This is a genomic window from Bradyrhizobium elkanii WSM2783, from assembly GCF_000472865.1.
Taxonomy (GTDB): domain Bacteria; phylum Pseudomonadota; class Alphaproteobacteria; order Rhizobiales; family Xanthobacteraceae; genus Bradyrhizobium; species Bradyrhizobium elkanii_A.
The window spans coordinates 42,234-61,734 of the sequence record NZ_AXAP01000017.1; the positions used below are offsets into that span (position 1 = coordinate 42,234).

Sequence of the window (19,501 nt, forward strand, 5' to 3'; positions counted from 1 at the left end):
CTCGGCAGGATGACGGTGGTTCGGATTGTCATCCGCTTTTGGGCACGATCATGGTCGGGCGCGAACATTCGTAGGATGGGTAGAGCGAAGCGAAACCCATCCCTTGCGCATTGGCGATCGAAGCCGATGGGTTTCGCTTCGCTCTACCCATCCTACAAACTCAAACCTACCACGCATCGATACAGGGGCGCTTGCGGTGGGTGCGCGGCGCGGGTTTCGGCACCGAGCGCAGGCCTGACATGATCCAGTGGCGGGTTTGCGCGGGATCGATCACCTCGTCGATCTCGAGCACGGAAGCGATCGAGACCGCCTTGCCGTTGGCATAGAGCTCGGCCACCTTGGCCTGGTAATATTTTTCGCGTTCGACCGGATCCTCGATCGCTTCCATCTCCTTGCGGAAGCCGAGCCGCACATAGCCTTCCAGGCCCATGCCGCCGAACTCGCCGGTCGGCCAGGCCACCGTGAAGAACGACGCGTGAAAGCCGCCGCCGATCATCGACTGCGCGCCGAGGCCATAGCCCTTGCGCAGCACGATGCCGAACAGCGGAACGGTGAGACTCGCGCCGGTGACGAACATGCGCGAGACGTGACGCACGATCGCGGTCTTCTCGGCTTCCGGCCCGACCATGAAGCCGGGTGTGTCGCAGAGCGAGATGATCGGGATGTCGAAGGCGTCGCAGAGCTGCATGAAGCGCGCGGCCTTGTCGCCGGCGGGCGCATCGATCGCGCCGCCGAGATGTTTCGGATTGTTGGCGATCAGGCCGAACGGCTTGCCTTCGATGCGGATGAAAGCGGTGATCATGCCGACGCCAAAGTCGCGGCGGATTTCGAGCACCGAGCCCTCGTCGGCGAGGAGATCGATCACCTTGCGGATGTCGTAGACGCGCAACCGGTTCTCCGGGATCGCGCGGCGCAGCAGCCGCTGGTCCGGCGCCTTCCAGTCGCCGGTCGCGCCCTGGAAGTAGGACAGGTATTTTTGCGCGGCGACGGTCGCCTCCGCCTCATCCTCCACGAGGATGTCGATGACGCCGTTCGGCGCCTGAAACGACACCGGGCCGACCTCGGCCGGATGATAGACGCCAAGCCCGCCGCCCTCGATCATCGCCGGCCCGCCCATGCCGATCGACGCGTTCTTCGTCGCGATGATGACATCGCAGCAGCCGAGCATGGCGGCGTTGCCGGCAAAGCAATAGCCGGAGACCACGCCGATAACAGGCACGAGGCCCGAGAGCCGCGCGAACTGCACGAAGGATGGACCATCGAGCCCGGTCATGCCGAGCCGGTCGGTATCACCCGGGCGCCCGCCGCCGCCCTCGGCATAGAACACCAAAGGCAATCGCCACTGCTCCGTCAGCGAGAGCATGCGGTCGATCTTCTTGTGGTTCATATGGCCCTGCGTGCCCGCGAGCACGGTGTAGTCGTAGGCGATCACCATGCAGCGCGCGGCTTCCCCGCCGAACTTGTCGGCGTTCACGGTGGCGACGCCGGTGATCAGGCCGTCGGCCGGCGTGTTGCGAATGAGATCGTCGACCTTGCGCCGACGGCGCTGCGCGGCGATGGCGAGCGAGCCGTATTCGACAAACGAGCCCTCATCGACGAGATCGGCGACGTTCTCGCGCGCGGTGCGCTGGTTGGTCTTACGCCGGCGCTCGACGGAAGCTGGCCGGTTCTCATCCAGCGTGATCGCGTGGCGGGCGATCACCTCGGCGAGATCGGGACGGATGTAGTCGAGATCGATCTCCGCTTCCTCGGCGATATGGTGGCTGTCGACCTCGGCAGGCTCGATGAACAGAATCGCCTCGCCATGCATCAGCGTGACGCCGACGCCACCGGCGATCTTCGTCACCCTGCCGCCATGCGGCGCGGTGACGAGATGCTCCATCTTCATGGATTCGAGCACTGCGATCTGCTGGCCCGGACGGACGAGATCGCCCGCGGCGACATCGATTGCAACGATGGTTCCCTGCAGTGGTGCCGGGACGGCGACGGAGCCTTCCGGGCCGGCCTCGCCCGTCGACTGTCCGACCAACGCAGCAGCGCCGCCGTTGACCTCAACCAGCACCGGTTCATCGGCCTCCTTCGCCGCGGCGACCAGCGAGCCGGCATGTGCATCGATGAAATTGGTGCTGACCCGGTTGGCGGCAAAATCCGGATGCGCGAGGATCGCGCCGAGGAACGGGATGTTGGTGGCGACGCCGCCGATGCGGAATTCGCGCAGGGTGCGGAGCGCTTTCTGAACGACGTCGGCCCAATTCGCGCTCGGCGAATGCACGATCACCTTCGCGAGCAGGGAATCGAAAGCGGCGCTAGTCTTGTACCCCGTATAACCAAAGGTATCGACCCGCACGCCCGGGCCGGATGGCAGGTCGAACACCGACAGCGTCCCACCGGTCGGCTTGGTCTCGCCCTTCTCGTTCATCACTTCCATGTTGACGCGGAGCTGCATCGCAAAGCCGCGCGGCGACGGGATCGCTGCCTGCGCCAGACCGAGCGAGGCCAGCGTCGCGCCGGAGGCGACGGCAAGTTGCGCCTTGACGAGATCGATGCCGAGCACCTCCTCAGTGACGGTGTGCTCGACCTGCAATCGCGGATTGGCCTCGATGAAGGCGAAGGCGCCCTCGCCTTCACGTGCCTCGTCGTCGACGAGGAATTCGAAGGTGCCGAGATTGTCGTAGCGCGCGGCGGCTGCCAGCTTCTTCGCGGCTTCGATGATGCGCGAGCGCTGGGCCTCGCTCAGCGACGGGCTTGGCGCCACCTCGATCAGTTTCTGGTTGCGCCGCTGGATCGTGCATTCGCGCTCCCACAAATGGCTGATCTGACCGGAGCGGTCGCCGATGATCTGCACCTCGATATGACGCGCTTTTCGGATCAGCCGCTCGACATAAACGCCGTCGTTGCCGAAGGCGGCCTTGGCCTCGGACTGGCAGCGCGCATAGGCCTGTTCCAGCTTGGCGGCGTCATCGACGATGCGCATGCCGCGCCCACCGCCGCCGGCAATCGCCTTGACCATGACGGCGCCGCTGGGGCCGAGCGAGGCGAAGAAGGCTTGGGCCTCCTCCAGACTGGTCGGACCGCTGGTGCCTGATATGATCGGCACGCTGCAGCTTTTCGCCAGCGCCTTGGCTTTCGCCTTGTCGCCGAACAGCTCCAGCGCGTCCGGCGACGGTCCGACAAAGGTGATCCCCACCTCCGCGCAGCGCCGCGCCAGCGCCGCGTTCTCGCTGAGAAAACCATAGCCGGGATGCAGCGCATCGCATTTCGCAGCCTTGGCGGCGCCGATCACCGCTTCGATATCGAGATAGGCGCGCGCGCCGCGGCCCGGAATCTCGTGCGCCTCGTCCGCCGCGCGGAGATGCCGCGACGTCGCATCATCGGCCGGATAGATCGCGACGGTGGCAAGACCGCTTTCGCCGGCGGCGCGGGCGATACGGATGGCGACCTCGCCCCGATTGGCGATCAGCACTTTCTTGAATGACATGAACGTTTCCGTGAAAACTCTAGATCAGGCCGCGAGCTTCCACCTCTCCCCGACGGGGAGAGGTCGGCGCGCAGCGCCGGGTGAGGGGCAGCAGGTCCCACGAGAAAGCGTACCCCCTCACCCGGATCGCATCTTGCGATGCGATCCGACCTCTCCCCGCTGGGGAGAGGTGGGGTACCTTCGACGAGGCACCAACGCAGTCCAATCATGCTCTATCGATCCTTCATGGTCGGATCGAGCACGATGCGCAAGGATTCTCCGAGCGCGTTGAAGGCCAGCGAGACCACCAGAATGGCGAGCCCGGGTGCGTACATCTGCTCCGGCGCGATCTCCATATATTGGTAGGCGCGCGCCAGCATCGCGCCCCAGCTCGGGTTCGGCGGCTGGATGCCGAGACCGAGGAAGCTGAGGCTTGCTTCCGCCAGCAGCGCCGCGGCCAGCAGCAAGGTCACCTGCACGATGACGGGCTGCAGCGTGTTCGGCAGCACATGCCGCCACAGGATATGCCAGGCCGGCGCGCCGAAGCACCTGGAGGCATCGACATACAGCTCCTGCCGCACCACCAGCGTCCGCGCACGGACAATGCGGGCGAGCGCCGGAAACATCACGATGCCGACCGCGATCATGCCGTTGGTGAGCCCGATGCCGAGCGCGCCGGTCACCGCGATCGCCAGCACGATTGCCGGGAACGACAGGAAGGTGTCGATGATCCGGCTGATGATATCGTCGGTCCAGCCGCCGAAGAAGCCGGCGACCAGCCCGACCGGCAGGCCGATGGCGACCGCCACGGAGACCGCGAGCACGCTGGCGTAGACGGTCGCCGGCGCGCCGTAGATCAGGCGGCTGAAGATATCGCGACCGAGATCGTCGGTGCCGAGCAGATGCGCCGGGCCCGGCGGCGCCAGCATGTTGTTGACGTCCTGCGCGGTCGGAGAATAGGGCGCGATCCACGGCGCGCCGATCGCGACGATGACGAGCGCCAGCAGCACGAGGATCGCAAGCGCGGCCCGCAGATCTCCGGCCAGCCAGCGCAGGAAACGCCGCATCCGGGTCGGCTTGGCAGGCAGTCGCGCAGAGGCCAGCGCGAGGTCGGTCATTGCTCGATCCTCGGATCAATGGCGGCGCAGAGCAGATCGGTGATCAGGTTGACCAGGATCACCACGATCACCATCGTGAACACGACGCCCTGCACGATCGGGAAATCGCGCTGGATCGCGCCGCGCACGATCAGGCTGCCGAGACCGGGAATGGCGAACACCGCCTCGATGACGACGGTCGCGGCCAGCATCCGGTTCACCAGCAGGCTGATGATGGTGAAGAGGTTGACGCTGACGTTCTTCAGCCCGTGCTGCCAGAGGATGCGGCTCATCGACAATCCCTTGGCGTGCAGCGTCCGCACATATTGCGACGACAGCACTTCCAGCAGCGAGCCGCGGAGCTGGCGCGCTACTTCGGCCATGCCATAGGCCGCGATCGCAATCCCCGGCAACAGCGCGTGCCTGATCGCCTCGATCGGAGACGCCGTGAAGGATTTTGCGCCGGTCGCCGGCAGCCAGTTGAGCCTGAGCGAGATTTCGGCGACCAGGATCATCGCGAGCCAGAAGCCGGGAATGGCGACGCCGAGCGAGGCGATCATGCTGACGGCCTTGTCGACCCAGCCATTCGGCTTGATCGCCGCGATCACGCCCATCGGAATGCCGGTCAAGAGCGCGAGGATCAGAGCGATCACCACGATCAGAAGCGTGTTCGGAAAGGCGCGGCCGATCGAGGTTGCGACCTGCTCGCCCGTCAATAGCGATTGCGAGAGGTCGCCCTGGACGACATTCCCGAGCCAGACGGCATATTGCACCAGGAACGGCCGATCGAGCCCGTAGATGCTGCGGATCTCGGCAATCCGCGCATCCGAGGCGTTGTCGCCCGCGAGCGTCACCGCGATGTCGCCGGGCACGAGCTTCAGCAGCGCGAACACCATGAAGGTCGCGAGCACGATCACGGGCAGCGCCTGCAGCAGGCGGCTGCCTACAACCCTGACCGGACTGCGTCGCGCCATGTTCCTCAGCTCTCCAGCCAGACGTCGTCGTATTTCGGCTTGCCGAGAAGGTTCGGCCGATAACCCTGCACCTTCTTGTTCGTCGCGACCAGCTCGAATTGGAAGGCGAGCGGCGCGACGAAGGCGTTCTCCATCACGAGCCGCTGCACGGTGGCGAAGGCCTTGCGGCGCTGCTCGATGTCTTCTGATGCCCGCGATTCCTTGATCGCGGCCTCGAGTTCCGGCGGCACCGGCGCGCGGCCGGCATTGTAATAGGCGTCCTTGGTAAACATCAGCGAATAGGTCAGGCTCGGGTCCGGCCGCCCGGTCCATGCCGACAGCAGGCCGGAGCCGCGCTTTTCGCTGGCGAAAAAGGCGGCGGACGCTTCCGCGATCGGCGCGTTCGAGAACCGCGCGGTCATGCCCGCCTTGCGGAGCTGCTCGATCAGGATTTCCTGGCGCTGCACCGAGTCCTGATCGGGATAGCCGAGGAGATCGAGCGTGAGACCATCCTTGAAACCGGCTTCCGCGAGCAGCTTGCGCGCTTTGTCGGGATCGTAGGGGTAGAGCGCGGCGACCGATTTATCGTAGGCCCAATGTGCCTTCGGCAGGTTCATGTAGGCAGGCTCCGCCAGCCCGGCGAGCGCCGCCTTCACGAAGGACTCGCGGTCGATCGCAAAGTTGAGGGCCTGGCGGACCTTTGGATTGTCGAAGGGCGGCTTGGCCCAGTTCAGGAAGATCTGCAGGACATAAAGCGTCGGCCCGCTCACGACCTTGATGCTGCTGGCGCGATCGAGGATGGCCTTCTGGCGCGGCGGCAGTTGATAGATCAGGTCGTTCTGTCCGGCGGTGACGGAACGCGCACCGGTGGTGAGTTCCGGGATGATCGAAAACTCGATGCCGTCGGGAAGAGGACGGTTCGGCTTCCAGTATTTCTCGTTGCGCTTGACGACGATGCGCTCGCCATCCGCCCAGCTAATGAACGCGTAGGCGCCGGCGCCGACCGGCTTGCGCGCGACGGTGCCGCCTTCGGCCGCCTTCAGCGCTGATGGCGAGACCATCATGCCGGCGCGGTCGGAGAGGATGAGGGGCAGCGCGGTGTCGGGCGTGCTCAGCTGCAGCGTAACCTGCGTCGGACTGGTGACCTCGACCGAAGCCACGGAAGCAAGATCGGCCTTGATGTTGGACTTCTGGTCGCTCTTGTTGCGCTCGAGGTTGAATTTCACGGCTTCCGCATCGAGCGGCGTGCCATCGTGAAACGTGACGCCGGTACGGATGTTGAGCACCAAGGTGTTCGGATCTATGAACTTCCAGCTCTCGGCAAGGCCGGGCTTGGGCGCCAGCGTCTCGAAATCCCACTCAATCAGGGTGTCGTACATCGTGAACAGAAAGGCGTGATCGGAGCCGGCTCCGCCGGTGGCCGGATCGAGGCTCGAAGGATTGGCGGGCGCCGAGATGCGCAAGGTGCCACCCCGCTTCGGGGCGACATCCGCCCACGCACGGCCACCGAGCGTCACGCCGGCTATCGCCGCCGATGTCAGCGCGATGGCCTCGCGTCGCGTCATCTCTGTCATGTCATCTCCTCCCGGCAATTCTTGTTAGTTTGGTGCGAAATTTGGATGGTCGGCGAAGTGGCAGGCGACCCAATGGTCAGGCTGAAGCTCGCGCCAGTCCGGCGTCTTCTGAGCGCAGAGCGCCTGCGCGTAGGGGCAGCGGGTGCGGAAACGGCAGCCCGAGGGCGGATCGATCGGGCTCGGAATTTCTCCCTGCAGCATGATGCGGCTGCCCTGCCGCAATGATGACGGCAATGGCCGCGGCTCGGCCGACAAAAGCGCCTGCGTGTAGGGATGCAGCGGATGCTCGGAGACGCGCTCGGTCGGCCCAAGCTCGACGAAGCGGCCGAGATACATCACGGCGATGCGCTCGCTGATGTGGGAGACCACCGCGAGATCGTGGGTGATGAAGACATAGGTGAGACCGAGTTCGCGCTGCAGGTCGGCGAAGAGATTGAGCACGTCGCCACGAATGGACATATCCAGCGCAGCCACCACCTCGTCGCAGACGATCAGCTTCGGCTTCAGCGTTAGCGCCCGGGCGATCACCACGCGCTGCTTCTGCCCGCCGGAAAGCTGGTGCGGATAGCGCTCGCCGACGTCCTGTGGCAGGCCGACGCGGTCTAGCGCCTCTCTCGCCTGCCACTCGCGCTCAGCACCGGTGCCGACGCGTGCAAGCACGAGCGGTTCCAGCACCGACGAGCGGATGGTCATGCGCGGATTGAGCGCCGCATTCGGATCCTGGAAGATGATCTGGTAGTCGCGGCGGTGGCTTTGAAATCTCTTCCGCGGCAGCGCCAGCGGATCGATTCCCGCATGCCGGATCGCGCCCGCGCTCGGCTTGAGCAGGAACACGAGCGCGCGGCCGATCGTGGTCTTGCCTGAGCCGGATTCACCGATGATCCCAAAGGTCTCGCCGCGGCGGACGTCGAAATTGACGCCATCAACCGCCTTCACGGTGGCACGGCGATCGCTGGTCTGAAACCGCACTTCGAGGTCTCGCACCGAGACGATCGTGTTCTGCGTGATATCGGGAGCAAGCGGCATCATGGCCTGCCCGCCATCGCGGTGATCGGCGCCGATGCCGCGTGCTGCAGCGCGCCCGGCAGATCGAGCTCGCGGAAGCGCCAGCAGCGTACCTTGCGGCCGCCTCCGGCGTCGAGCAATTCCTGCTCTGCCTCGCAGCCCTGTGCCGCATGGGCGCAGCGCGCGCGAAAGCGGCAGCCGTTTGGCATATCGACGATCGAAGGCACACGGCCCGGGATCGACGGCAGCCGGCCGTGGCGCGGACTCAGGTGCGGCAGCGAACGCAACAGGCCCGAGGTGTAGGGATGCAGCGGCCGGACCAGCGCGTCGTCGACCGGGGCGTCCTCAATCACCTCGCCGGCATACATCGTGATCATCCGCGTGCAGGTCTCGGCGACCACGCCGAGATCATGGGTGATCAGCATCAGCGCAGTGTTCGAGGTCTCGCTGAGCTCGCGGAGCAGCTCCAAAATCTGTGCCTGTACGGTGACGTCGAGCGCCGTCGTCGGCTCGTCCGCGATCAGAAGCTGCGGGCCGCAGATCAGGGCGGCTGCGATCATCACGCGCTGGCGCATGCCGCCGGAAAGCTGATGCGGATAGTCGTCGATCCGCCGCTCGGGCGAGGCGATGCCGACCCGGCGCAGCATCTCGAGTGTCTTCGCCCTCGCCTCTTCCTTGCCGGCGCCGGTATGAACGCGCAGCGTCTCGGCAATCTGGTGGCCGACGGTGAAGACGGGATCGAGCGCGCTCATCGGCTCCTGGAAGATCATGGCGATCCGACGTCCGCGGATCGCGCGCATCGCCCGCGCGCTGCAGGAGACGAGGTCTGTGCCGTCGAACAGGATCGAGCCGTCGAGGCCGGCGAGATTGCCCGGCAACAGCCGCAGGATCGAAAGGCCGGTGATGGTCTTGCCGCAGCCGCTCTCGCCGACGATGCCGACGCGCTCGCCGGGCGCGATATCGAAATCGATCTTGCGCGTCGCCTGCCAGACGCCGACCGAGGTCTTGAAGCGGATGCCGAGGCCGCGCACCGACATCAGCGGCGGCGCAGCGCCGGCCGCGGCTTCCGATCGGCCCTTTCTTGGTGCAGCCGTCGGCATCAACCCGCCGCCTGCTTCTTTTTCACGAGTTCTTCTTCCATCAGCATCTTGGTTCCGATGATGCCGTCGCGCTCAAGCTGCTCGATTTCGGCCTCCGACAGGCCAAGCATGCCGGAAAGAACCTCGTGGTTGTGCTCGCCCAGCGTCGGCGGTATCCGCCGGATCGGGAACGGGTGCGTGCTTTCACGAAACGGCATCGACGGCTGCGGATGCTTTCCGATGAAAGCGCGATTGACCTCCTGGATGAAGCCGCGCGCCTGAAGCTGTGGGTCACGCAGGAGATCGATCGGCAGCCGCGCCACGCCGGCGGCAACGCCTGCGGTCTGCAGCAGGTTCATCGCCTCTTCCGCATCGCGTCCGGCGGTCCAGGCCGCGATGGCCGCTTCGATCTCGCTTTCGATCCGTCGCCGGCCGGCGGCAGTCTTCAGCGTTTCGTCACTGGCCCAGTCGGCGCGTCCGAGCAGTGTTGCGAGCCTCAGCCACATCGCGTCGCTGGACGCGGCAATCACGATCCAGTTGTCTTCGCCCGCACAGCGGAAGCAGCCATGCGGCACGAAGTCCGGGTGACGACTGCCGTATTTGGTCGGCGGCTTGCCATCGATCGACTGCGCGATGATCCAGGGCGCGGCGAACGGCATCATGCACTCGATCTGCGCAAGGTCGATGAACTGGCCCTTGCCGGTCAGCTTCGCATGGATCAGTGCGGTGAGCACTGCGGCGCAACCGTTGAGGCCGCCGACGGCGTCGCCAAAGGCGGTGTGGCTCATGACCGGCGGCCCGCCGGCATCGCCGACCACGCTCGGCAGCCCCGAGCCTTGCTCCAGGGTGGAGCCATAGGCGCGGCAATCGCGATGGACGCTGCCCGCGCCGAAGGCCGACATCGACATCATCACGAGCTTCGGGTTCAGCTTGCTGAGCACGTCATAGCCGAGCCCGAGTTTCGGCAGCACCTCGACCGAGTAATTGTCGACGACGAGGTCCGCATCCGCGAGCAACCGTTTGGCAAGACCGAGCCCTTGCGGCCGTGTCAGGTCGAGCGTGATGGCGCGCTTGTTGCGGTTCATGATGCAATAGCGCACCGACTTCTCGTACATCTTCTCCAGTACATAGGCCGGCCGCCGGTCGACGCCGCGCCACCAGTCCGGATATTGGATCGCCTCGATCTTGATGACGTCGGCGCCGAGATCGGCGAGCGTGCGGGTGCAGATCGGGCCGGCCCAGCCCATCGAGAAGTCGATCGCGCGGACGCCCTCGAGCGGCAGGCGGTTCGGCCTGCTCCGCTCCGGCAGCGGCACACGCGGCGGCGTCTCGATCTGTTGCTGTTCGCCGATGGCGGGAACCTTGCCGGCGCGGCGCGGCGGCGTGCCGGTTAACCGCTGCATGCAGCCGGCGGAAAATCCGCGCTCCTCGCCGATGGTGACGGGCACGATCGCGCCACGCGCCCGCTTCTCCTCATCGGCAATCAGCTCGGCGATTTCGGGCACCGGCACGATCGGGATCTTTCGTTTCAAGCCTTCGGCAAACCATTCCTGCGCGGTACGCTGCTTCAGGCGCGGCAGGAATTTGGCTTCGATCGCCTCGACATGCTGCAATCGATCGACGCCGAGGAACAGCTTTGGATCGTCGCGCAGCTCGAGCAGTCCCAGCATCTCGCAGAACGAGCGCCATTGCGCAGGGGTCACCGTGGTGACGCCGAGCCAGCCCTGCTTGGTTTCGTAGATTCCGACCGGAAAGGTCGGCCAGAAGCGGTTGACGCCGATCCGCCGCATGATATCGCCGCGGGAAAACGACTCGAACATGATGTATTCGGTCACGGCGATGGTGGATTCGAAGATGCTCAGGCGGCTCGCGCGCCCGCGCCCGTCCTGCATCCGGCCCAGCACCGAGGATGACGCAGCGATAAAGCCCCACAGCCCGGCCAGAATGCCGGTCTGGAAATCCGGCGCGTGCATCGGCGGCCCTTCGGTCGGCCCCACCAATTTGATCAGCCCGGTCAGCGCGCGAATGGTCGAGTCGGTTGCGGCAAAGCTGGCGTAAGGACCGACATCGCCGAACCAGTCAGCTTCGAGATGGATCAGGCCGGGATGCTTCTCCTTGATGGCGGGGAGATCGAGGGACGGACAATCCGCCGCATCGATATCGCGGCCGTCGAGCAGGATGTCGCAGGACTCGATGAGTTCCGTCAGGCGGGACGACGCGCTGGCATCCCAGCGATCGAACACGACGCTCGACTTGTTGAAGTTGAGGAACGCGAACCAGGCGCTCTCTCCTTTCGGAGTGAACGGCGCCGCGCGGCGAAGCGGATCGCCCGCTGGAGGCTCGACCTTCTGCACGCTGGCGCCGAAATCGGCGAACAAACGCGCGCAATAGCTGATCGCAGCCGCGCTCCCGATCTCGACAATCCGCAGATGCGACAACGCGCCCATCACGTTTCCTTAAGACCCCGCATGGCCAGCGCGAACGACGCACCGGCTCATTTTTTGTTGCGAACATCAAACCTTGCGGGCGCGATGATGCAAGCGGAAAATTCTCCCGCGTTGCGGAATTCGCTTTGACGTGCTTGCGCTTAGCGACAGTCGAATTGCGCTTCGAACCAATTTCCGAGCGAAGTCGAAAGCGGTTGCCACATGCGCTGGAAGTGCGAGAGTTTCGCAGCGCTACCGCGATAGATCACGCGCAACTCCTGTTCAATCGCAGGAAGATCGACGCCGGTGACACGACCTTCGCTGACGATCGTGCGTCCATCGACAACAACGTCCTTGAGCAGCGACGCATTGCCGCGCGCGAACAAAAGCTCGAGTGGATCGACCGGCACGATCTGGTCGCGATCGAGCCGATCGAGATCAAGTGTGACGAAATCGGCCGGCGCACCTGGCGAAAGCTCGCCGCTTTCCGGCGCGCCGGTCGCGCGGCGGCCGTTGCGGATCGCGAGCGCGAAGAATTCGGCCGGCGTCCAGGTCCGCTTGAATCCTGTGCCGCCGTGCATCATCTGCACCAGCCGCATCTCGCGCAGCACGTCGTCGTCCTCATCGAGCGCGAGCCCATCGACACCAACGGTCACGGCACAGCCGCATCTGTGCGCGGCGGCGATCGGCGCAAGGCCGGAACGCAGATGCATGTTGGAGCTGAAATTGGTGACAATGCGCGCACCGGAAGCGGCGATCATGTCCAGCTCGTCGGGGCGCGCATGGATGCAATGCGCGAGCGTCAGGCGTTCGGAGAGAAAACCGATGTCGCGGAGATAGCGGACGATACCGTCAGGAAAATGCTGGTCCGCCCACGCGCGCTGGTAGATCGTCTCCAACAGATGCATGTGAATGCGGCGGCCGGTCAGCGCGGAATTTTCGGCGACGGCCTCCAGCAACGGTTTGGAACACCATTGCACACCGGCCGGGCCGAGCTGCACGTCTATCTTTGGGCCGGCAATCGCCGCGGCAATTGCGTCGGTCAGTTCGATATAGGCCTTCGGCGACATCGGCGCGCGGACGAACAGGTCCTCGATCGTCTTGCGGTCGTCACCGGATAGATTTGCGAGCACCGGCTCGGCGTCGCCATAGACGACCGGATTCTGGTCGCGCACGGCGATCGCAAAGGCGATGCGGATGCCGACGTCGGAAGCGGCGCGCGCGATCTCTTTGGCTTCCTCCACCAGCGGCATGGTTCCGCTCGGGCGGGTGTAGTGCACCATCATCGCGGCGCAGCCGGCGCGCGCCGATCGCGCCAGCGCGGAAGCCGCGGTGAGGTAGGGATCGACCGGCGTGCCCAGTGCGGAACGCAGGAGCCAGCTCTCCAGGGGCATGCCGAGCGCGCCGAAGGACGATGCGGTCGGCCGTGCATGATCATGGGCGTTGACGAAGGCGGGCAGCACGAAGGAGCGCGGCCCCGCCGGCGGCGCTCCCCGGTCGATGGAGGTGATGATGCCGTTGTCGTGCCGGAGCACGACGTCGTTGAGCACGCCGCGGTCACGACCGGCGAATAGGCTATGTGCCGGGACTCTGTTCGCCATGACCGCAGATTATCTCAGTTGGTGATGTAGACCAACTCCCGCTCCGCCCGCGGCGGCAGGAACTCGCGGCTGAAGATTTCGGACGGCGCCGGCGTGCGCGCGAGCTGATAGCCTTCGACGATGATGCCGATGGCGCGGGCCATGCGGTCATCCTTGACGTCGCCGACGCCGATCTCCTTCATCTCCGGCGAGACGATCAGCTTGTCGAAGGAATATTGCAGGCGGCGCTTCTCGACGTCGACGTTGATCAGGTTGTCGAAATTCACCGCTGCCTTCATGCCGGCATTCTGGTCCTTGGCGACCGCTATCATACCCTTGTTGACAGCGCGGACGAGGCCGGCGACGGCCTTCGGATTGGAGGCGAGCAATTTGCGCGAGACCATCACGCCGTTGGAATAGAGATCCATTCCGTAATCGCCGAACGAGAACCACTTGAAGTCCTTCTCGGGATCCTGGCGGTTCAGCACCAGGTTGAAGTAGCTGGTGATGTTGAAGACAAGCGCGGCGTCGATGTCGCCCTTGATCAGCATCGGCTCCTGCAGGTTTGGCGCCATGTTGGAGATCTTGATCTTCTCGCCATCGAGCCCGTTCTTGTGCACGAACACCGGCAGCAGCCGTGTGGTCGGCGTGCCCTGCGCTCCGCCGAGGGTGTGACCTTCGAAATCCTTGATGGTGTTGATGCCGCTCGACTTCTTCGCGACGATCGCGAACGGCGGCTGGTTCCAGATCATGTAGACCATGACAGGCGCATCCTGCGGCTTGGTCGCGGCATTCTGGATGATGGCGTTGACGTCGCCGAACCCGGCATCGTAGGCGCCCGACATGATGCGCGTCACGGTCGCGCCCGAGCCTTCGCCCTGGTCGATGACGACGTTGAGGCCTTCCTCTTTGAAGAAGCTATGGTCCTTGGCGTAGAAGAAGGCGGCGTCCGAGCCTTGCGTCTTCCAGCCGAGCGTGAACCTGATCGTGGTTTCCTCGGCCGCCGCGGTCCCTGCAAACAGGATTAGTCCCAACAGCGCGGCGCTCACTTTGCTTGGCATGACGACCTCATGAATGATGGTTGATAAAACTCTTTCTCAGGTGGCAATCACGTCGTTCTTCCGCGTGGCCCAGCCGGTGACCTGGCCTTCGATCAGCGAGAACACGACGTAGAGCGCAACGCCGAGGCCGGCGAGCACGAACAGTCCGGCGAACACCAGCGGCACGTTGAAATTCGAAGACGCGGTCATCATCACATTGCCGATGCCGCGGTTGGAGGCGACTGTCTCCGAGAGCACCGCGCCGACAAAGGCGTAAGAGATCGCGACCTTCAGTGATGCGAAGAAGAACGGCATCGTGCGCGGCAGGCCGACATTCCAGAGGATGTCGAACTTGCTGGCGCCCAGCGCCTTCAAGACGTCCTCGAGTTCGGGCTCGGTGGTGGCAAGCCCGGTGGCGATGTTGACGACGATCGGGAAGAAGCAGATCGACAGCGCGGTGAGAACCGCCGGCACCGTGCCGGAGCCGAACCAGAGCACGAAGATCGGCACCACCGCGACCTTCGGGATCGAGGAGAAGCCGATCAATAGCGGATAGGCGGTGTCATAGGCAGTCTTCGAGACGCCGATGAAGGCGCCGAGCACGACACCGAGCGCCACACCCAATACGAAGCCGAACATCGTGGTCGCGAGCGTCTGGATGATGTGCGGCCACAGCACCGGAAAGCGCTCGAACAGTGTCACGAAGACCTGCGACGGACGCGGCAGCACGAGATCGGACATGCCGGTCATCAGGCAGAACAGTTCCCAGGCGACGAAGAACAGCACGATCAGCGCCGCCGACCATGCCTTCTGCCTGATATCGAGTGCTGTCATCTCAGACCGCTCCTTCCTGCACTGCACTGCGCGCGTCAACGATCATCGCGCGCAGCTTCTGGTTCAGCGCGACGAAATCAGGCTCGAAGGTCATCGCCACCGTGCGCGGCCGGGCAAAGCCGACATGGCTGTCGTCGAGGATGCGGCCGGGCCGCGCGCTCATCACGCAGATGCGGCTGGCGAGAAAGCCGGCCTCGCGCAGATCGTGGGTGACCAGCAGCACCGTCGGCTTGTGCGTCATCCAGAGCCCCTGCAGGATCGACCACAATTCCTCGCGCGTGAACTGGTCGAGCGCGCCGAACGGCTCGTCGAGCAGCAAGAGGCGCGGCTCATGGATCAGCGCGCGGCAGAGGTTGGCGCGCTGGAGCATGCCGCCGGATAGCTGCCAGGGAAAGCGGCCACCAAAACCTTTCAGGCCAACCTGCTCCAACAGCGCGTTGGCCTTGTCGCGGAATTGGCTCTTGCGGAGTCTTCGGAACTGGGAGCGGAACGGCTCAACGATCTTGAGCGGCAGCATGATGTTCCGCTCGATCGTCATCCATGGCAGCATGGTCGGATTCTGGAAGGCCATGCCGACCCGCATCGCGCGCGCCGCCACCTCGCGGCCGCCGACGATGACGACGCCCGTGCTCGGCTGCACCAGGCCGCTGACCAACCGCAGGATCGTCGACTTGCCGCAGCCGGACGGACCGACCAGCGCGACGAACTCGCCGTCCGCGATCCGCAGTGTCGTCGTCGATAACGCCGGCACTGCACGCGCGCCGCGGCCGAACGTCACCGAGGCGTCGGATAGTTCAACGGCAATCGGCGCGCTTCCGGAAGGAACCGGCTCGCCGGAGAATTCGGAATTTGCTTGCATGCGCATCACGGCAGAAAGTGTATGCAAGCCAGATGCCAGCGCGGCTTTCCTACGGAATCAGCGGGATCAGGGGAATCGGCACTGCTCCGGCGGATTCTTTTTAGGCAATCGGCTCATCAAAGTGCATGCAATTCGTGCGCACAATTATTGGACGCCTGTGCTAAGAATCGGCACGCAAGCACTTACGGGACCAACCGATGGCGCCGCGCGCGGCCAGCAAGACTGCTGAATCGTCCGACAAGGTCAGCGTGATCTGCCGCGCGCTCCGCCGCGCCATCATCGAGCAGGCGCTGGAGCCGGGCGCGAAGCTGCCGGAGGATTCGCTCGGCGAGCGTTTCGGCGTCAGCCGCACCATCGCGCGCCATGCGCTCGGGCAATTGGCGGCCGAGGGGCTGATCGAACTGCGCCGCAACCGCATCGCCGTGGTGGCGACGCCGAGCTGGCAGGATGCGCGCGACGCCTTCGATGTCCGGATTCAGCTCGAGCGGCTCGTGGTGCGCCATCTCGCCGGCAAGCTCACCAAGGCGCAGATCGCGGAATTAAATGCGCATGTCGATGCCGAGGACCGTGCGCGCGGCGGCTCGGACCCGGTCTCGATCCGGCTTGCGACCGAATTCCACATCCTGCTCGCGCACATGACGAACAGCCCGATCCTGATCCGGTATGTCAGCGAGATCGCCTATCGCTGCTGCCTGACGCTGTCGCTGTTCAGCCGGCCGCATTCCTCGGAATGCGCCATCAACGAGCATCGCGCGATCATTGCGGCGCTGGTCAGGGGCGACGAGGAGAAGGTGATGAGCCTGATGCACAGCCATCTGGACTCGGTGGCAGGCCGCGCGCTGGTTACTCCGGTCCCGCAGCGCGGCCGCGACCTGCTCGATATCCTCGCGCCCTATGCCGAAGAGGCGGAGGGTGGCCGCGTCGTGAAACTGCCGAAGGCGGCGCGCGGACGCTGACGACGATGCCAACCGCCTTCGATCTCGTCTTCCGCAATGCGCGCACGCGAGGTGCGAGCACGCCGGTCGATATCGGCATCGCCGGCGGCCGGATCGCGGCGATCGAACCGCATCTCATTTGCGAGACGGCGGAAATCGACGTCGGCGGCAAGCTCGTGCTGCCAGGCTTCGTCGACACCCATATCCATCTCGACAAGGCCTGCCTGCTCGGCCGCTGCGCTCATGACCATGGCAGTGTCAGCGAAGCCATCCGGGCGGTGGCGGCGATGAAGCGCGACTTCACCGTCGAGGACATCTATGCCCGCGGCGCGCGCGTGATCGAGCGCGCGATCACCTTCGGCACGACGCGGATGCGCACGCATGTGGAGATCGATCCGCGCATCGGCCTGCGCGGCTTCGAGGCGATCAAGGCGCTGAAGCGCGATTATGCCTGGGCGATCGATATTTCTCCGTGCGTGTTCCCGCAGGAAGGGCTGACCAACGATCCCGGCGCCGAGGAATTGCTGATCGCAGCGCTGCGCGACGGCGGCGAGGCGATCGGCGGCTGTCCCTATGTGGACACCGATCCGAACGCGCATATCGAGAAGATCTTCGATCTGGCGCAGGAGTTCGACGTCGACGTCGATCTGCATCTGGACTTCGACCTCGATCCGTCCTGGTGGCATATGGAAGAAGTGTGTCGCCAGACCGAGCGCCGGAACTATCAGGGACGCGTCGCCATCGGCCATGCAACCAAGCTCTCGGCGCTGCCACCGGATCGGCTGAAGACGGCGACCGAACGGTTGGCAAACGCTGGCGTTGCGGTCACCGTCCTACCCGCGACCGACCTCTATCTGCTGGGGCGCGACGCGACACATAACGCGCCGCGCGGCCTGACCATGGCGCACAAACTCGTCGCCCACGGCGTGCTCTGCTCTGTCGCGACCAACAATGTGCAAAATCCGTTCACGCCGTTCGGCGATGCCTCGCTGCTGCGGATGGCCAATTTCTACGCCAACATCGCCCATGCCAAGGTCAACGAATTCGATGCCTGCCTCGATCTGGTGACGGACCTCCCTGCCCGCCTGATGAACCTGCGGGACTACGGCATCAGCGTCGGCAATCCCGCTGACATCATCTTGCTCGATACCGATAGCGGCCGCGGTGCGATCGCGGAATTGCCCGAGGTGCTCATGGGCTTCAAGCGCGGCCGCCAGACCTTCGAGCGGCGCCTGCCGATGCTGTTTCCGCCGAAGAGCTAATCGCAATCTGCCGATCTGGATTGCCGCTGATGTGATTGACGCGCCGGCCGTTCCATTGTTGTTATCGACCCAACGAAACAACAACGCCGGGCAGGAAACCATGGGCAAGTCGTCCAACATCAGAAGCATCGAAACGCTCGCCTGCGATGCCGGCTGGCGGAATTACCACTTCGTCAAGATCACAACCGAAGACGGTGTCGTCGGCTGGAGCGAGTTCGACGAAGGTTTTGGCGCGCCCGGTGTCACCGCCGCGATCGAGCGGCTGTCGACGCGGATCATCGGCAAGAACGCGCTGCAGCACGAGCGTATCTATGCCGAACTGTTCTCCGCGACCCGGCCGGCCGCCGGCGGCGTGGTGGCGCTGGCGCTCGGCGCGATCGAGAACGCACTGCTCGACGTCAAGGCGAAAGCGCTCGGCGTGCCCTGCTACGAGTTGCTCGGCGGCAAGATTCGCGACCGCATCCGGGTCTACTGGTCGCATTGCGCGACCTGGCGCATCAACCATCCCGACTGGTACAAGCCGGCCATCACCGACCTCGACGGCGTCAAAGCGATCGGCCGCGAGGTGCGCGAGAAGCGCTTCACGGCGCTGAAGACCAACATCTTCGTTTATACCGACGGCAAGCCGCAGGGCTGGCGGCCCGGCTTCGGCGCGCCGTTCGAGCCCGAGATCAATGTCGACCGCACGGTGCTGCGCAATCTCTGCATGCACCTGGAGGCGATCCGCGACGGCGCCGGGCCCGATGTCGATCTCCTGCTCGATCTCAATTTCAACGCCAAGACCGAAGGCTATCTGAAGATCCTGCGGGCGATCGAGAAGATGGACATGTTCTGGGTCGAGATCGACACCTTCAACCCGCAGGCGCTCGGCTATATCCGCCGCCAGAGCCCCCATCCGATCTCATCCTGCGAGACGCTGCTCGGCCTGCGCGAATTCCTGCCCTATTTCACCGAGCAGGCGATGGACGTCGCGATCATCGACACGCCCTGGAACGGCGTCTGGCAGTCGATGAAGATCGCGAGCACCGCCGAACATTTCGAGGTCAACGTCGCCCCGCATAATTTCTACGGTCACCTCTGCACCATGATGAACGCGCATTTCTCCGCGGCAGTGCCGAATTTGCGGATCATGGAAACCGACATCGACCGGCTCGCCTGGGACCATGAGCTGTTCACGCACGTCCCTGACATCGTCGACGGCCATCTCGTGATTCCGGACCGGCCTGGCTGGGGCACCGAGCCGAACGAGGAAGGCCTGCGCGCGCATCCGCCAAAGAGCAAGGGCGGGCTGCTGAATTACGGACAGGCGGGGAAGAAGTAGGCTCTACCCATCCTACGGGACCGCTGTTTGAAATTGAATCAGAACCAACCCCGTCATTGCGAGCGGAGCGAAGCAATCC

Annotated in this window: 14 protein-coding genes; 3 read left to right on the forward strand and 11 right to left on the reverse strand. The window is 64.7% G+C overall.

Annotation, left to right across the window (positions count from 1 at the left end):
• Positions 1 to 166 precede the first annotated feature (166 nt).
• The 11 genes from YY7_RS0117225 to YY7_RS0117275 form a co-directional block, all read right to left on the reverse strand.
• A complete protein-coding gene (locus tag YY7_RS0117225) occupies positions 167 to 3,478 on the reverse strand; it encodes a carboxyl transferase domain-containing protein (protein WP_028164334.1) in 3,312 nt (1,103 codons plus the stop codon).
• 212 nt (positions 3,479 to 3,690) lie between these two features.
• On the reverse strand, positions 3,691 to 4,575 hold the full coding sequence (locus tag YY7_RS0117230) for an ABC transporter permease (protein WP_028164335.1): 885 nt from the start codon (positions 4,573 to 4,575) through the stop codon (positions 3,691 to 3,693).
• Positions 4,572 to 5,528 carry an ABC transporter permease gene (locus YY7_RS0117235; RefSeq protein WP_028164336.1) on the reverse strand — a complete coding sequence of 319 codons (957 nt, stop codon included), beginning with the start codon at positions 5,526 to 5,528 and terminating at the stop codon, positions 4,572 to 4,574. The genes YY7_RS0117230 and YY7_RS0117235 overlap by 4 nt, the downstream gene beginning before the upstream one ends.
• 5 nt (positions 5,529 to 5,533) lie before the next feature.
• On the reverse strand, positions 5,534 to 7,081 hold the full coding sequence (locus YY7_RS0117240) for an ABC transporter substrate-binding protein (protein ID WP_028164337.1): 1,548 nt from the start codon (positions 7,079 to 7,081) through the stop codon (positions 5,534 to 5,536).
• Between the two features lie 24 nt (positions 7,082 to 7,105).
• Positions 7,106 to 8,110 carry an ABC transporter ATP-binding protein gene (locus tag YY7_RS0117245; protein WP_028164338.1) on the reverse strand — a complete coding sequence of 335 codons (1,005 nt, stop codon included), beginning with the start codon at positions 8,108 to 8,110 and terminating at the stop codon, positions 7,106 to 7,108.
• Entirely contained in the window at positions 8,107 to 9,186 is a 1,080-nt protein-coding gene (locus YY7_RS0117250) for an ABC transporter ATP-binding protein (protein WP_028164339.1), read from the reverse strand. The genes YY7_RS0117245 and YY7_RS0117250 overlap by 4 nt, the downstream gene beginning before the upstream one ends.
• Positions 9,186 to 11,612, reverse strand: coding sequence for a CaiB/BaiF CoA transferase family protein (locus YY7_RS0117255; RefSeq protein ID WP_028164340.1), 2,427 nt, complete (start codon positions 11,610 to 11,612; stop codon positions 9,186 to 9,188). The genes YY7_RS0117250 and YY7_RS0117255 overlap by 1 nt, the downstream gene beginning before the upstream one ends.
• A 140-nt stretch (positions 11,613 to 11,752) precedes the next feature.
• Positions 11,753 to 13,192 carry an amidohydrolase family protein gene (locus tag YY7_RS0117260; protein WP_028164341.1) on the reverse strand — a complete coding sequence of 480 codons (1,440 nt, stop codon included), beginning with the start codon at positions 13,190 to 13,192 and terminating at the stop codon, positions 11,753 to 11,755.
• A gap of 14 nt (positions 13,193 to 13,206) precedes the next feature.
• Positions 13,207 to 14,232: an ABC transporter substrate-binding protein gene (locus YY7_RS0117265; protein WP_028164342.1), complete on the reverse strand. Its 1,026-nt coding sequence runs from the start codon at positions 14,230 to 14,232 to the stop codon at positions 13,207 to 13,209.
• A gap of 36 nt (positions 14,233 to 14,268) precedes the next feature.
• Positions 14,269 to 15,045, reverse strand: coding sequence for an ABC transporter permease (locus YY7_RS0117270; RefSeq protein WP_028164343.1), 777 nt, complete (start codon positions 15,043 to 15,045; stop codon positions 14,269 to 14,271).
• 1 nt (position 15,046) lies between these two features.
• Positions 15,047 to 15,904, reverse strand: coding sequence for an ABC transporter ATP-binding protein (locus tag YY7_RS0117275; RefSeq protein ID WP_051396766.1), 858 nt, complete (start codon positions 15,902 to 15,904; stop codon positions 15,047 to 15,049).
• A gap of 197 nt (positions 15,905 to 16,101) precedes the next feature.
• Here YY7_RS0117275 and YY7_RS0117280 point away from each other — a divergent pair, with 197 nt between their 5' ends.
• The 3 genes from YY7_RS0117280 to YY7_RS0117290 all read left to right on the forward strand — a co-directional run bounded on the left by YY7_RS0117280 (position 16,102) and on the right by YY7_RS0117290 (position 19,422).
• Entirely contained in the window at positions 16,102 to 16,860 is a 759-nt protein-coding gene (locus tag YY7_RS0117280) for a GntR family transcriptional regulator (RefSeq protein WP_028164345.1), read from the forward strand.
• Positions 16,861 to 16,865: 5 nt separating this feature from the next.
• Positions 16,866 to 18,101, forward strand: a complete 1,236-nt coding sequence (locus YY7_RS0117285; RefSeq protein ID WP_035690364.1) for an amidohydrolase family protein — start codon at positions 16,866 to 16,868, stop codon at positions 18,099 to 18,101.
• Positions 18,102 to 18,201: 100 nt separating this feature from the next.
• Positions 18,202 to 19,422, forward strand: coding sequence for a mandelate racemase/muconate lactonizing enzyme family protein (locus YY7_RS0117290; RefSeq protein WP_028164347.1), 1,221 nt, complete (start codon positions 18,202 to 18,204; stop codon positions 19,420 to 19,422).
• Positions 19,423 to 19,501: the final 79 nt, after the last annotated feature.

Excerpts from the sequence above, each read along its gene's own strand:
- YY7_RS0117280 (WP_028164345.1), top strand. The coding sequence starts at position 16,102 with ATGGCGCCGCGCGCGGCCAGCAAGACTGCTGAATCGTCCGACAAGGTC.
- YY7_RS0117235 (WP_028164336.1), bottom strand. The coding sequence starts at position 5,528 with ATGGCGCGACGCAGTCCGGTCAGGGTTGTAGGCAGCCGCCTGCTGCAG.
- YY7_RS0117240 (WP_028164337.1), bottom strand. The coding sequence starts at position 7,081 with ATGACAGAGATGACGCGACGCGAGGCCATCGCGCTGACATCGGCGGCG.
- YY7_RS0117260 (WP_028164341.1), bottom strand. The coding sequence starts at position 13,192 with ATGGCGAACAGAGTCCCGGCACATAGCCTATTCGCCGGTCGTGACCGC.
- YY7_RS0117270 (WP_028164343.1), bottom strand. The coding sequence starts at position 15,045 with ATGACAGCACTCGATATCAGGCAGAAGGCATGGTCGGCGGCGCTGATC.
- YY7_RS0117255 (WP_028164340.1), bottom strand. The coding sequence starts at position 11,612 with ATGGGCGCGTTGTCGCATCTGCGGATTGTCGAGATCGGGAGCGCGGCT.
- YY7_RS0117225 (WP_028164334.1), bottom strand. The coding sequence starts at position 3,478 with ATGTCATTCAAGAAAGTGCTGATCGCCAATCGGGGCGAGGTCGCCATC.
- YY7_RS0117275 (WP_051396766.1), bottom strand. The coding sequence starts at position 15,904 with ATGCAAGCAAATTCCGAATTCTCCGGCGAGCCGGTTCCTTCCGGAAGC.
- YY7_RS0117265 (WP_028164342.1), bottom strand. The coding sequence starts at position 14,232 with ATGCCAAGCAAAGTGAGCGCCGCGCTGTTGGGACTAATCCTGTTTGCA.
- YY7_RS0117230 (WP_028164335.1), bottom strand. The coding sequence starts at position 4,575 with ATGACCGACCTCGCGCTGGCCTCTGCGCGACTGCCTGCCAAGCCGACC.
- YY7_RS0117285 (WP_035690364.1), top strand. The coding sequence starts at position 16,866 with ATGCCAACCGCCTTCGATCTCGTCTTCCGCAATGCGCGCACGCGAGGT.
- YY7_RS0117250 (WP_028164339.1), bottom strand. The coding sequence starts at position 9,186 with ATGCCGACGGCTGCACCAAGAAAGGGCCGATCGGAAGCCGCGGCCGGC.
- YY7_RS0117290 (WP_028164347.1), top strand. The coding sequence starts at position 18,202 with ATGGGCAAGTCGTCCAACATCAGAAGCATCGAAACGCTCGCCTGCGAT.
- YY7_RS0117245 (WP_028164338.1), bottom strand. The coding sequence starts at position 8,110 with ATGATGCCGCTTGCTCCCGATATCACGCAGAACACGATCGTCTCGGTG.